Raw genomic sequence first — 13,442 nt, 5'->3', positions numbered from 1 at the left:
AGAGGCCGGAACAGGCAGCCTCAGATAACGAAGAGATCAACGAACCTGTGCACCGGCATGGCCTCCAGCGCCTGCTGATCCTTGCACACGTCCAGGATCGCCTCACAGCGCTGCCGCGCAAACCGCGTCGCCAGGTTCTCCCTGAACTTGGCTTCCAGCAACGGTATCCCCTCTGCCCTGCGCCGACGATGACCGACCGGGTACTCCACCACCACTTCCCGCGTATGACTGCCATCCTTGAAGAACACCTGCAGACCGTTGGCGATCGAACGTTTGTCAGGCTCCAGGTATTCGCGGCTGAAACGCGGCACCTCGACGACCTCCATCTTCTCGCGCAGGCGGTCGATGCTCGGGTGCGCGGCGTGGAAAGCATCTTCGTAATGCTCGGCCACCAGGCTGCCGAAGATCAGCGGTACGGCCGTCATGTACTGCAGGCAATGATCGCGGTCGGCGGCGTTGGCCAGCGGGCCTTCCTTGGAGATGATGCGGATCGCCGACTCCTGGGTGGTGATGACGATTCGCGTGACTTCATGCAGGCGGTTGCGCACCTGTGGGTGGAGGGCCAACGCGGCCTCGCAGGCGGTCTGCGCATGGAACTCGGCGGGAAAGCTGACCTTGAACAGCACGTTCTCCATGACATAACTGCCGAAGGCCTGGGGCAGGCGCAGTACCTGCTGCTCTTCAGGCTTGAGCGCCAGGTCCTTGTTGGTGTGGCTGAACGACACGTCGTAGAAGCCCCACTGCGCCGCCGTCAGCACGCCGGGCACGCCCATTTCGCCACGCATGGCGATATCGGCCAGGCGCACCCCGCGACTGGAGGCGTCCCCCGCCGCCCACGACTTGCGCGAGCCGGCATTGGGCGCATGACGGTAGGTGCGCAAGGCCTGGCCGTCGACGAAGGCATGGGACAGCGCCGACAGCAGTTGTTCGCGGTTGGCGCCCATGAGCTTGGCGCAGACTGCGGTGGAGGCCACCTTGACCAGCAGTACATGATCCAGGCCGACCCGGTTGAACGCGTTCTCCAACGCCAGCACACCCTGGATCTCATGGGCCATGACCATTGCATCGAGCACGGTGCGCATGGTCAGCGGCGCCTCGCCAGCGGCCACACGCCTTTGCGAGAGGTGGTCGGCGATGGCGAGGATACCGCCGAGGTTGTCCGAAGGATGAGCCCACTCCGCGGCCAGCCAGGTATCGTTGTAGTCCAGCCAGCGGACAGCACAGCCGATGTCCCAGGCAGCCTTGACCGGGTCGAGGCGGTAGCTGGTCCCGGGGACCCGCGCGCCATGGGGGACCACGGTGCCCTCGACCAGTGGGCCCAGCAGCTTGGTGCACTCGGGGAAGCGTAGGGCCAGCAGGCCGCAGCCCAGAGTGTCCATCAGGCAGTTGCGGGCGGTGTCGAGGGCTTCGGCGGAGTCGACCTGATAGTCCAAGACGTAGTCGGCGATAGCCTGCAGGATCTGGTCGTAGTCGGGGCGAGTGTTGACGTCGACGTTGGCGCTCATTGGCGGCTCCTTGAAAACGGGGGCCGCACAGCGGCCCCGCTCAACGAAAGCCGTGCGCCATTGGTGCGTTAGAAGCTGTCGCCAGGCACGCGCACCCAGCCCTCCATCAGCACCCGAGCGCTACGGCTCATGATGGCTTTGGTCACGGTCCACTGCCCGCCCACCTGACGCGCCTCGGCACCGACCCGCAACGTGCCGGATGGGTGCCCGAAGCGCACGGCACTGCGCTCACCTCCTCCGGCCGCGAGATTGACCAGCGTTCCGGGAATCGCCGCCGCCGTACCAATGGCCACCGCAGCGGTACCCATCATCGCGTGGTGCAACTTGCCCATGGACAGCGCGCGCACCAGCAAGTCGACTTCTTCGGCATTGACCGTCTTGCCACTGGAAGCAGTGTAGGTGGTCGGCGCCGCGACGAAGGCCACCTTGGGTGTGTGCTGACGCCCGGCAGCCTGATCGACGTGTTCAATCAAGCCCATGCGCACCGCGCCATGGGCGCGGATGGTCTCGAAACGCTGCAACGCGGCGACATCGCCGTTGATGGCCTCCTGCAGCTCGGTACCGGAATAGCCGAGGTCGGCGGCGTTGACGAAGATGGTCGGGATACCGGCGTTGATCAACGTTGCCTTGAAGGTGCCGACACCTGGCACCTCGAGGTCGTCCACCAGATTGCCGGTGGGGAACATCGCCCCACCATCGCCGTCCTCGTCGGCGGCCGGGTCGAGGAACTCCAGCTGCACCTCGGCGGCCGGGAAGGTCACGCCGTCGAGCTCGAAATCACCGGTTTCCTGCACCTCACCGTCGGTGATCGGCACATGGGCGATGATGGTCTTGCCGATATTGGCCTGCCAGATGCGCACGGTGGCGATGCCGTTGCGTGGAAGACGCGCAGCATCGACCAGGCCACTGGCGATGGCGAACGAGCCGACCGCAGCGGAGAGGTTGCCGCAGTTGCCGCTCCAGTCGACGAAAGCCTTGTCGATCGACACCTGGCCGAACAGGTAGTCGACGTCGTGATCGGCCTTGATGCTTTTCGACAGGATCACCGTCTTGCTGGTGCTGGAGGTGGCGCCGCCCATGCCATCGATCTGCTTGCCGTACGGGTCGGGGCTGCCAATCACCCGCAACAGCAGGGCATCGCGGGCCGGGCCGGGGACCTGGGCCTGCTCGGGCAGGTCCTGGAGGCGGAAGAACACGCCTTTGCTGGTGCCGCCACGGATGTAGGTGGCGGGGATTTTGATTTGAGGTACGTGTGCCATTGTTGTGATTCCTGATCTTTTCGTTTCGGCGAACATCCCTGGGGCTGCTTTGCAGCCCTTTCGCGGCTCAAGGCCGCTCCTACAGAGACACACGATCGCCTGTAGGGGCGGCCTTGTGCCGCGAAAGGGCCGCGAAGCGGCCCCCGCTCACTCAGGCTGCGCCTTCCAGGAAGTCCTGGGCAAAGCGCTGCAATACCCCGCCCGCCTCGTAGATCGACACCTCTTCGGCGGTATCCAGGCGGCAGGTCACCGGCACCTCGACACGTTCGCCATCGCGCCGCGTCACTACCAGGGTCAGCGTCGCGCGCGGCGTACGCTCACCGAGCACGTCGTAGGTCTCGCTACCGTCCAGCCCCAGGGTCTTGCGGTCGGTGCCCGCCTTGAACTCCAGCGGCAACACACCCATGCCCACCAGGTTGGTACGGTGGATGCGCTCGAAGCCTTCGGCGACGATCGCCTCGACCCCCGCCAGACGCACACCCTTGGCCGCCCAGTCGCGGGACGAGCCCTGGCCGTAGTCGGCACCGGCGACGATGATCAGCGGTTGCTTGCGCTGCATGTAGGTTTCGATGGCTTCCCACATCCGGGTCACCTTGCCTTCCGGCTCGATGCGCGCCAGCGAACCCTGCTTCACGCTGCCGTCGTCCTTGCGCACCATCTCGTTGAACAGCTTGGGGTTGGCGAAGGTGGCGCGCTGCGCGGTCAGGTGATCGCCGCGGTGGGTGGCGTAGGAGTTGAAGTCCTCCTCCGGCAGGCCCATCTTCGCCAGGTACTCGCCGGCGGCGCTGTCGAGCATGATGGCGTTGGACGGCGACAGGTGGTCGGTGGTGATGTTGTCCGGCAGCACGGCCAGCGGGCGCATGCCACGCAAGGTGCGCTCGCCGGCCAGGGCGCCTTCCCAGTAAGGCGGGCGGCGAATATAGGTGCTCATCGGACGCCATTCGTACAGCGGCGCAACCTTCGGCCCCCTGTCCTCTTCGATGGCGAACATCGGGATGTACACCTGGCGGAATTGCTCAGGCTTCACCGACGCACGCACCACGGCGTCGATTTCTTCATCGCTCGGCCAGATATCCTTCAGGCGGATCTCCTTGCCGTCGACCACGCCTAACACATCCTTCTCGATGTCGAAGCGGATAGTGCCAGCGATAGCGTAGGCCACCACCAGCGGCGGCGAGGCCAGGAAGGCCTGCTTGGCGTAGGGGTGGATGCGCCCGTCGAAATTGCGGTTGCCCGACAACACGGCGGTGGCGTACAGGTCGCGGTCGATGATCTCCTGCTGGATCGCCGGGTCCAGCGCGCCGGACATGCCGTTGCAGGTGGTGCAGGCAAAGGCGACGATGCCAAAGCCCAACTGCTCCAGCTCCTGCTCCAGCCCCGCTTCCTTCAGGTACAACTGCACGGTCTTGGAGCCGGGCGCCAGCGACGATTTCACCCAGGGTTTGCGGGCAAGCCCGAGCTTGTTGGCATTGCGCGCCAGCAGGCCTGCGGCGATCACGTTGCGCGGGTTGCTGGTGTTGGTGCAACTGGTGATGGCGGCGATGATCACCGCGCCATCCGGCATCTGCCCCGGCACTTCGTCCCACTGGCCGGCAATGCCCTTGGCCGCCAGGTCGCTGGTGGACACCCGGGCGTGCGGGTTCGACGGGCCGGCCATGTTGCGCACCACACCCGACAGGTCGAAGCTCAGGGTGCGCTCGTACTCGGCCTTGGCCAGGCTGTCGGCCCACAGGCCCGCAACCTTGGCGTAGGTCTCCACCAACTGCACCTGCTGCTCGTCGCGGCCGGTGAGCTTGAGGTAGTCGATGGTCTGCTGGTCGATGGCGAACATCGCCGCAGTGGCGCCGTATTCCGGGGCCATGTTGGAGATGGTGGCGCGGTCGCCCAGGGTCAGCGCGCTGGCGCCTGCACCGTGGAACTCGAGGTAGGCGCCGACCACCTTCTGTTTGCGCAGGAACTCGGTGAGTGCCAGCACCAGGTCGGTGGCAGTGATGTTCGGGGCCAGACGCCCCGTCAGCTCGACGCCGACGATTTCCGGCAGGCGCATCCACGAAGCGCGCCCCAGCATCACGTTCTCGGCCTCCAGGCCGCCGACGCCGATGGCGATCACGCCCAGGGCATCGACGTGCGGGGTGTGGCTGTCGGTGCCGACGCAGGTGTCCGGGTAGGCGACGCCGTGGTCGTTGTGGATCACCGGCGACATCTTCTCCAGGTTGATCTGGTGCATGATGCCGTTGCCCGGCTGGATCACGTCGACGTTCTTGAACGCCTTCTTGGTCCAGTTGATGAAGTGGAAACGGTCCTCGTTGCGACGATCCTCGATGGCGCGGTTCTTCTCGAACGCCTGCGGGTCGAAGCCGCCGCACTCGACGGCCAGCGAGTGGTCGACGATCAGTTGCACCGGCACCACCGGGTTGACCTGGGCCGGGTCGCCGCCCTTGTCGGCGATGGCGTCGCGCAAGCCGGCCAGGTCCACCAGCGCGGTCTGGCCGAGAATGTCGTGGCACACGACGCGGGCCGGGAACCAGGGGAAGTCGAGGTCGCGCTTGCGCTCGATCAACTGCTCGAGCGAGGCGTTGAGGGTGGCTGGATCGCAGCGGCGTACCAGGTTTTCAGCGAGCACGCGGGAGGTGTATGGCAGGCCGTCATAAGCGCCGGGCTTGATTGCCTCGACTGCGGCGCGGGCGTCGAAATAGTCCAGGGCGGTGCCTGGCAGGGGCTTGCGGAATGCGGTGTTCATATCGTTATCAGGCTCGGTCACGGTATGCGGATTGCAGGTCAGGCCACGGGGGGCGCTGCGCGCCCCTTTCGCGGCACAAGGCCGCTCCTACAGATATTGCGCCGCCCTTGTAGGAGCGGCCTTGTGCCGCGAAAGGGCTGCGCAGCAGCCCCAGCGATCTATGACTCAGCGTTGCTCGATCGGCACGAACTGGCGCTGCTCGACGCCAACGTACTCGGCGCTCGGGCGGATGATGCGGTTGTTGGCACGCTGCTCGAACACGTGCGCGGCCCAGCCGGTCAGGCGCGAGCAGACGAAGATCGGGGTGAACAGCTTGGTCGGGATGCCCATGAAGTGGTACGCCGAGGCATGGTAGAAGTCGGCGTTGGGGAACAGGCGCTTCTGCTCCCACATGGTCTTGTCGATGGCTTCGGAGACCGGATACAGCACGCTGTCGCCCACTTCGTCGGCAAGCTTTTTCGACCAGCCCTTGATCACCTCGTTGCGCGGATCGGACTCTTTGTAGATGGCATGGCCAAAGCCCATGATCTTATCCTTGCGCTCAAGCATGCGCAGCAGCTCGGCGGTGGCTTCCTGCGGCGTCTGGAACCGCTCGATCAGCTCCATCGCCGCCTCATTGGCGCCACCGTGCAGCGGGCCACGCAGCGAACCGATGGCGGCAGTCACGCAGGAGTACAGGTCGGACAGGGTCGAGGCGCAGACCCGGGCGGTGAAGGTCGAGGCGTTGAACTCGTGCTCCGCGTACAGGATCAGCGAGACGTTCATCACCTTGACGTGCAGGTCACTTGGTTTCTTGCCATGCAACAGATGCAGGAAGTGGCCGCCAATCGTTTCTTCATCGCTGGTGCAATCGATGCGCACACCGTGGTGAGTGAAGCGGTACCAGTAGCACATCACCGCCGGGAACAGCGCCAGCAGGCGGTCGGTCTTGTCGCGCTGGGCGTCGAAGGTCAGTTCCGGCTCCAGGGTGCCGAGCACCGAGCAGCCGGTGCGCATCACGTCCATCGGATGGGCGTCGCGCGGGATGCGCTCGAGGACTTCCTTCAGCGCTTGCGGCAGGTCGCGCAGGCCCTTGAGCTTGCGCTTGTAGTCGGCGAGCTCGGCCTTGCTCGGCAGCTCGCCGTAGAGCAGCAGGTAGGCGACTTCCTCGAACTCGGCGCCGGCGGCCAGGTCGCGCACGTCATAGCCGCGGTAGGTCAGGCCGGCACCGGCCTGGCCGACGGTCGACAGCGCGGTCTGCCCGGCCACCTGGCCGCGCAGGCCTGCGCCACTGAGTACTTTTGCTTCGGCCATGGTGTTTCTCCTTTCTTGAATTTGTTATGGACGCTATCTGGCTAATGCTGTTGGATCGGTGTTTGGTTCATCGCGGATGAATCCGCTCCTACAAACGGTTGTGCTCTACCTGTAGGAGCGGATTTATCCGCGAAGGGCCCTTACAGGTTTAACCTTTCTTCTGCGCAAACAACGCATCCAGACTCTGCTCGAAGGCGTGGTAGCCAATGGCGTCGTAGAGCTCCATGCGGGTCTGCATGGTGTCGATCACGTTCTTCTGCGTACCGTCGCGGCGCAGCGCGGTGTAGACATTCTCGGCGGCCTTGTTCATGGCACGGAACGCCGACAGCGGGTAGAGCACCAGCGACACGTCGACCGAGGCCAGCTCCTCGGTGGTGTACAACGGCGTGGCGCCAAACTCGGTGATGTTGGCCAGGATCGGCGCCTTCACCCGGTCGGCGAAGGTCTTGTACATCGAAAGTTCGGTGATCGCTTCCGGGAAGATCATGTCGGCGCCGGCTTCGACACAAGCCGCGGCACGGTCCAGCGCGGCGTTCAGCCCCTCCACCGCCAGCGCGTCGGTGCGCGCCATGATCACGAAGCTGTCATCGCTGCGGGCGTCAACGGCGGCCTTGATACGGTCGACCATCTCCTGCTGGCTGACGATCTCCTTGTTCGGGCGGTGGCCACAGCGCTTGGCGCCGACCTGGTCCTCGATATGGATCGCCGCGGCACCGAACTTGCTCATCGACTTGACGGTGCGGGCGACGTTGAAGGCCGAGGCACCGAAGCCGGTGTCGACATCCACCAGCAGCGGCAGGTCGCACACGTCGGTGATACGGCGCACGTCGGTGAGCACATCGTCCAGGCCACTGATACCCAGGTCCGGCAGCCCCAGGGAACCGGCGGCGACACCGCCGCCGGACAGGTAGATGGCCTTGAACCCGGCGCGCTTGGCCAGCAGGGCGTGGTTGGCGTTGATGGTCCCGACCACCTGCAGCGGATGTTCGGCGGCAACCGCGTCACGGAAACGCTGGCCGGGGGTGCTCTTCACTGTCATGACTCACCTCGTGGGCTATTGTTGTCGGCGCCCTGGTAGTGGCGCTCGATATTGCGCTTGGACGCGCCGATGTGGCGGCGCATCAGGAGTTCTGCGAGTTCGCCGTCGCGGGCCTCGATGGCGTCGAGGATGCGGTGGTGTTCGGCGAAGGCCTGGCGTGGCCGGTTGGGCGTGGTGGAGAACTGGATGCGGTACATGCGCACCAGCTGGTACAGCTCGCCGCAGAGCATCTTGTAGAGGGTCTGGTTACCGCTGCCCTGGATGATCCGGTAGTGGAAGTCGTAGTCGCCTTCCTGCTGGTAGTAGCCCTGCCCGGCCTGGAACGCGGCGTCGCGCTCGTGGGTGTCGAGCACATGGCGCAGCTCGTCGATGGCGGCCTGGCTCATGCGCTCGGCGGCCAGGCGGCAAGCCATGCCTTCCAGCGATTCGCGGATCTCGTACAGCTCGATCAGCTCGGCATGGCTCAGCGACACCACCCGCGCGCCGACATGGGGCACACGCACCAGCAAGCGCTGGCCCTCAAGACGGTGGATCGCCTCGCGCAGCGGGCCGCGGCTGATGCCGTAGGTGCGCGCCAGCTCCGGCTCGGAGATCTTGCTGCCGGGGGCGATCTCGCCCTTGACGATGGCCGCCTGGATGCGCCGGAAGACGTTCTCCGACAGGGTCTCGGTTTCGTCCTGGGTGATCGTCGCGGCCTGGGCTGTGTCCAGCATGATTGTCGACACCTTCAAAATCAATGACGGCAAAACTAGCCAAACCAAGGCTGAGAGTCAAAGACAAAAAGAATATTGTCGACAATCGTCTAATAACGAACTTACCCCGCCTCTACGCGGTCTGATCGCGGGCGCGCTGGCGTCAAGACCTCGGCGTGATAGAATGCCGCGCTTCTTTCGGAGCATGGAGCATGAACCTGTCATCTTTTCATGCTGCCGACACACTCATGAGGACGCTTGGCCAGTCGCCTTGCCCTGAACCCCGCACAGCACCGCGCCAGGATTATGAGACTCACACCCGCTTCACTGCTGCTCTGCCTGACCCTGCTGCCGGCCATCGCGCCCGCGGCGGAAAAGACCGTGTACGGTCTGAACGAATACGCCCGCCTGGGCGATCTCGACCTGGAAGTGGCGGCCAAGCTCGACACCGGCGCCAAGACCGCCTCGCTCAGTGCCCGCGACATCAAGCGCTTCAAGCGCGACGGCGAGAGCTGGGTACGCTTCTACCTGGCCATCGACGCCGCCCACAAACACCCCATCGAACGCCCCCTGGCCCGGGTCAGCAAGATCAAGCGCCGTGCCGGGGACTATGACGCCGAATCCGGCAAGGCCTACACCGCCCGTCCGGTCATCGAGCTCGATATCTGCATGGGCCAGACACGCCGCACCATCGAGGTCAACCTCACCGACCGCAGTGCCTTCCAGTTCCCGCTGCTGATCGGCTCCGAGGCCCTCAAGCACTTTGGTGCGCTGGTCGACCCAAGCCTAAAATACGCGGCCGGCAAACCTGCCTGTGCCACCGAAGCTCCCAAAGCAGAGTAATTCCGATGCGCTCTCTTACCCTCCACCTGAAAGTCTTGATCACCGTCCTGGTGTTGCTGGGCGTGGCGATCACGGCCTATCAGATCTTCGCCCTTGGTATCCCGGTGACCGAAGATGAAACCGACGACCTGTGGAACATCGACGCCAAGGTCGAGTTCGTCGCCAGCGCCAAGGACCCGGTCAAGGTGCAGATGTTCGTGCCGCCGCTGAACCGTGACTATGTGAGCCTCAACGAGAGCTTCATCTCCAACAACTATGGGGTGAGCGTCAACCGCGTCGACGGCAACCGCAAGGTCACCTGGTCGGCGCGCCGCGCCAGTGGCAACCAGACCCTCTACTACCGCCTGGTGCTCACCAAGCGCTACAGCAACGAAAAGACCAAGATCAAGGGCCCGACCTTCCGCGACAGCCTGGCCCTCGAGGGCCCGGAGAAGATCGCCGCCGAAGCGCTGATGGCACCGATCCGTCAACACTCGGCCGACGTCGAGACTTTCGTCAGCGAAACGATCAAGCGTGTCAACAATCTCAACGACGACAACGTCAAGCTGCTGCTGGCTGGCGACACCTCGTCGATGAAGAAAGCCCAGGTCATCGACCTGCTGCTGTCCATCGCCCACGTGCCGCTGGAGAAAGTCCACACCATCCGCCTGATTGCCGACACCCCGCAAACCCCTGAACTGTGGCTGCGCAGCTTCAACGGCAACGACTGGCTGTACTTCAACCCGGACACCGGCGAACAAGGCCTGCCCGCCGACCGCCTGCTGTGGTGGACCGGCGACGAGAACCTGATCAGCGTCGATGGCGGCAAGAAGGCCAACGTCACCTTCAGCATGAACAACAGCGAGATGAACGCCATCCGCCTGGCCAAGCTGACCGACGAGAACACCGACGCCGACTTCCTCGAGTACTCGCTGTACGGCCTGCCGCTGCAAACGCAACAGACCTTCATGATCATGGTGATGATCCCGATCGGTGTGCTGGTGATCCTGGTGCTGCGCAACCTGATCGGCATCCAGACCCTGGGCACCTTCACCCCGGTGCTGATCGCCCTGGCCTTCCGCGAAACACAACTGGGCTTCGGCATCGTGCTGTTCACGGTGATCACCGCGCTGGGCCTGTCGCTGCGTTCGTATCTCGAGCACCTGAAGCTGCAGATGCTGCCGCGCCTGTCGGTGGTGCTGACCTTCGTCGTGGTGCTGATCGCCGCCATCAGCCTGTTCAGCCACAAGCTGGGCCTTGAACGCGGCCTGTCGGTGGCGCTGTTCCCGATGGTGATCCTGACCATGACCATCGAACGCCTGTCGATCACCTGGGAAGAGCGCGGTGGCGGCCATGCCATGAAAGTGGCCATCGGCACCCTGTTCGCCGCGTCCATCGCGCACCTGCTGATGACCGTGCCGGAGCTGACCTACTTCGTCTTCACCTTCCCGGCGGTGCTGCTGGTCCTGGTGGGCTTCATGCTGGCGATGGGTCGCTACCGCGGCTACCGCCTGACCGAGCTCGTACGCTTCAAGGCCTTCCTGAAAAAGGCTGACGCCTGATGTTCGGCCTGCTCAAGACATGGAAAGCCCTGGAGGCCCGGGGCATCATGGGTATCAACCGGCGCAACGCGGACTACGTGTTGAAGTACAACAAGCGCCACCTGTACCCGATCGTCGACGACAAGATCATCACCAAGGAGCGCGCACTGGCGGCCGGCATCCATGTGCCGGAGATGTACGGCATCATCGAGACCGAGAAGCAGATCGAGAAGCTCGACGAGATCATCGGCGAGCGCAACGACTTCGTCATCAAGCCGGCCCAAGGGGCTGGCGGTGACGGCATCCTGGTGATCGCCGACCGCTTCGAGGACCGCTACCGCACGGTATCGGGCAAGATCATCAGCCACGAAGAGATCGAGCATCAGATCTCCAGCATCCTCACCGGCCTGTACTCGCTGGGCGGGCACCGCGACCGTGCGCTGATCGAGTACCGGGTCACCCCGGACCAGATCTTCAAGAGCATCAGTTACGAAGGCGTGCCGGACATCCGCATCATCGTGCTGATGGGCTACCCGGTGATGGCCATGCTGCGCCTGCCCACCCGCCAGTCCGGCGGCAAGGCCAACCTGCACCAGGGCGCCATCGGCGTGGGGGTGGACCTGGCCACGGGCCTGACGCTGCGCGGCACCTGGCTGAACAAGATCATCAGCAAGCACCCGGACACCACCAACGCGGTGGACGGCGTGCAGTTGCCCAACTGGGACGGCTTCATGAAGCTCGCCGCCAGTTGCTACGAACTGTGCGGCCTAGGCTACATCGGCGTGGACATGGTGCTGGACCAGGACAAAGGGCCGCTGATCCTCGAGCTCAACGCCCGCCCCGGCCTGAATATCCAGATCGCCAACGACTGCGGGCTCACCCAGCGTACCCACGCCATCGAGGCGCACCTGGAGATGCTGGCGAAGGAAGGCCGCACCGAGGATGCCGCGCAACGCGTACGGGTGTCGCAAGGGCTGTTCGGGCACGTTCAGCAGCTGTGACCCCATCGCGGGGCAAACCCGCTCCCACGAATCGATTGTGGGAGCGGGCTTGCCCCGCGACAGGGCCCCTAGACTCACCATGACACGTGAATGTCGTTGCCAACGCTAGGCGCATTTCCTACACAGGTCTACAATCGCCCCCTCGCTTTTTTCATCGCCGTCCATTCTGATGCCGACCTGTACGCTCCACCCCCTGCCCTACCAGCCCGACCCCGCGTTCTATTTCGCACGCCTGCGCACAGCGCCAGGCGCGATCCTGCTCGACAGTGCCCGCCCCCACGCCGAGCGCGGCCGCTTCGACCTGCTCAGCGCCTGGCCACGGCAACAGCTGCAGGCGCAGCCTGGCGAAACCGGCCAGGGCTACCTGCAACGCCTGCGCCAAGCCCTGGCCGACCTGGGCACGGCACGACTGCCTCCAGGCGTGGAACTGCCATTTGTCGGCGGGCTGATCGGCTACCTGAGCTACGACTTCGGGCGCCGCCTGGAGCATCTGCCAGCCGAAGCCCGGGACGACCTCACACTACCCGACGCCCACTTGGGCCTCTATACCTGGGCACTGGTGACCGACCATCATTTGCAGCGCAGCCAGCTGGTGTTCCACCCAAGCCTCGAGACGACCGAGCGGCACCGCCTGGTTCAGCTGTTTGCAGCGCCCGCCGCCACCAAGCCTGGTGAGTTCCAGCTACTCGCCCCCATGGCCGGCGACCTGAGCCCCGAGCAATACCGCAACGCCTTCGACAAGGTCCAGCAGTACATCCAGGCCGGCGACTGCTACCAGATCAACCTGACCCAGCGCTTCCGCGCGCCCTGCCAGGGCGATCCGTGGCACGCCTACCAAGCCCTGCGTGCGGCGTGCCCGACGCCGTTTTCCGGGTACCAGCAGTTGGATGCCAGTACCGCCCTGCTCAGCTTTTCTCCCGAACGCTTCATCCGCGTCAGCCAAGGCGAAGTCGAGACCCGCCCGATCAAGGGCACCCGTCCACGCGCCAGCGACCCCATCGAGGATGCACGCAACGCCGACGAGCTGCTGAACAGCACGAAGGATCGCTCAGAAAACCTGATGATCGTCGACCTGCTGCGCAACGACATCGGCCGCACCTGTGAGATTGGTTCGGTGAAGGTGCCGGAACTGTTCAGCCTGGAGAGCTACCCCAACGTCCACCACCTGGTCAGCAGCGTCACCGGGCGCCTGGCCGCTGGCCGCGACGCGCTGGACCTGATCGGCGGCAGCTTCCCGGGCGGCTCGATCACCGGCGCGCCGAAGATCCGCGCCATGCAGATCATCGACGAGCTGGAGCCCACCCGCCGGGCGCTGTACTGCGGCTCGCTGCTGTACCTCGATGTTCGCGGCGAGATGGACAGTTCCATCGCCATCCGCAGCCTGCTGGTCAAGGATGGCCAGGTCAGTTGCTGGGGCGGCGGCGCGGTGGTGGCCGACTCGCACTGGCAGGCCGAATACGAAGAGTCGATCGCCAAGGTGCGGGTATTGATGGAGACACTACAGGGCCTGTGAACGGCGGCGTCTACTTAGCGGGCTAGCTCGCGCCACA

General features: G+C 64.7%; 10 protein-coding genes. 4 read left to right on the top strand and 6 right to left on the bottom strand.

Going from position 1 to position 13,442, the window contains the following annotated elements; all coding sequences use genetic code 11:
- Window positions 1–20: 20 nt before the first annotated feature.
- The 6 genes from prpD to JYG34_RS09295 form a co-directional block, all read right to left on the bottom strand.
- Complete coding sequence (prpD, locus tag JYG34_RS09320; protein WP_213660414.1) at window positions 21–1,505, bottom strand: 2-methylcitrate dehydratase; 1,485 nt, start codon at window positions 1,503–1,505, stop codon at window positions 21–23.
- A gap of 68 nt (window positions 1,506–1,573) precedes the next feature.
- The gene (gene prpF, locus JYG34_RS09315; protein WP_213660413.1) at window positions 1,574–2,764 is read right to left on the bottom strand and encodes a 2-methylaconitate cis-trans isomerase PrpF; all 1,191 of its coding nucleotides are present in this window, start codon (window positions 2,762–2,764) and stop codon (window positions 1,574–1,576) included.
- 151 nt (window positions 2,765–2,915) lie between these two features.
- Window positions 2,916–5,504 carry a Fe/S-dependent 2-methylisocitrate dehydratase AcnD gene (gene acnD / locus JYG34_RS09310; RefSeq protein ID WP_213660412.1) on the bottom strand — a complete coding sequence of 863 codons (2,589 nt, stop codon included), beginning with the start codon at window positions 5,502–5,504 and terminating at the stop codon, window positions 2,916–2,918.
- 165 nt (window positions 5,505–5,669) lie between these two features.
- Window positions 5,670–6,797 carry a bifunctional 2-methylcitrate synthase/citrate synthase gene (gene prpC / locus JYG34_RS09305; RefSeq protein WP_213660411.1) on the bottom strand — a complete coding sequence of 376 codons (1,128 nt, stop codon included), beginning with the start codon at window positions 6,795–6,797 and terminating at the stop codon, window positions 5,670–5,672.
- Window positions 6,798–6,945: 148 nt separating this feature from the next.
- A complete protein-coding gene (prpB, locus tag JYG34_RS09300; protein WP_011533147.1) occupies window positions 6,946–7,836 on the bottom strand; it encodes a methylisocitrate lyase in 891 nt (296 codons plus the stop codon).
- A complete protein-coding gene (locus JYG34_RS09295) occupies window positions 7,833–8,549 on the bottom strand; it encodes a GntR family transcriptional regulator (RefSeq protein WP_213660410.1) in 717 nt (238 codons plus the stop codon). Before JYG34_RS09295 ends, prpB begins: the two co-directional genes overlap by 4 nt.
- 285 nt (window positions 8,550–8,834) lie before the next feature.
- Between JYG34_RS09295 and JYG34_RS09290 the strand changes: the two genes are divergently transcribed.
- The 4 genes from JYG34_RS09290 (at window position 8,835) to pabB (ending at window position 13,405) form a co-directional block, all read left to right on the top strand.
- The gene (locus tag JYG34_RS09290; protein WP_213660409.1) at window positions 8,835–9,371 is read left to right on the top strand and encodes an ATP-dependent zinc protease family protein; all 537 of its coding nucleotides are present in this window, start codon (window positions 8,835–8,837) and stop codon (window positions 9,369–9,371) included.
- 5 nt (window positions 9,372–9,376) lie between these two features.
- Window positions 9,377–10,912, top strand: a complete 1,536-nt coding sequence (locus tag JYG34_RS09285; protein WP_213660408.1) for an inactive transglutaminase family protein — start codon at window positions 9,377–9,379, stop codon at window positions 10,910–10,912.
- Window positions 10,912–11,892: an alpha-L-glutamate ligase-like protein gene (locus JYG34_RS09280; RefSeq protein WP_213660407.1), complete on the top strand. Its 981-nt coding sequence runs from the start codon at window positions 10,912–10,914 to the stop codon at window positions 11,890–11,892. Before JYG34_RS09285 ends, JYG34_RS09280 begins: the two co-directional genes overlap by 1 nt.
- Window positions 11,893–12,061: 169 nt before the next feature.
- Window positions 12,062–13,405, top strand: coding sequence for an aminodeoxychorismate synthase component I (gene pabB, locus JYG34_RS09275; RefSeq protein WP_213660406.1), 1,344 nt, complete (start codon window positions 12,062–12,064; stop codon window positions 13,403–13,405).
- The last annotated feature ends 37 nt before the right edge of the window (window positions 13,406–13,442 follow it).

The sequence above is a fragment of the Pseudomonas entomophila genome (assembly GCF_018417595.1).
Classification (GTDB): Bacteria; Pseudomonadota; Gammaproteobacteria; order Pseudomonadales; family Pseudomonadaceae; genus Aquipseudomonas; species Aquipseudomonas entomophila_C.
This window is presented reverse-complemented; position numbering and strand designations above follow the sequence as displayed.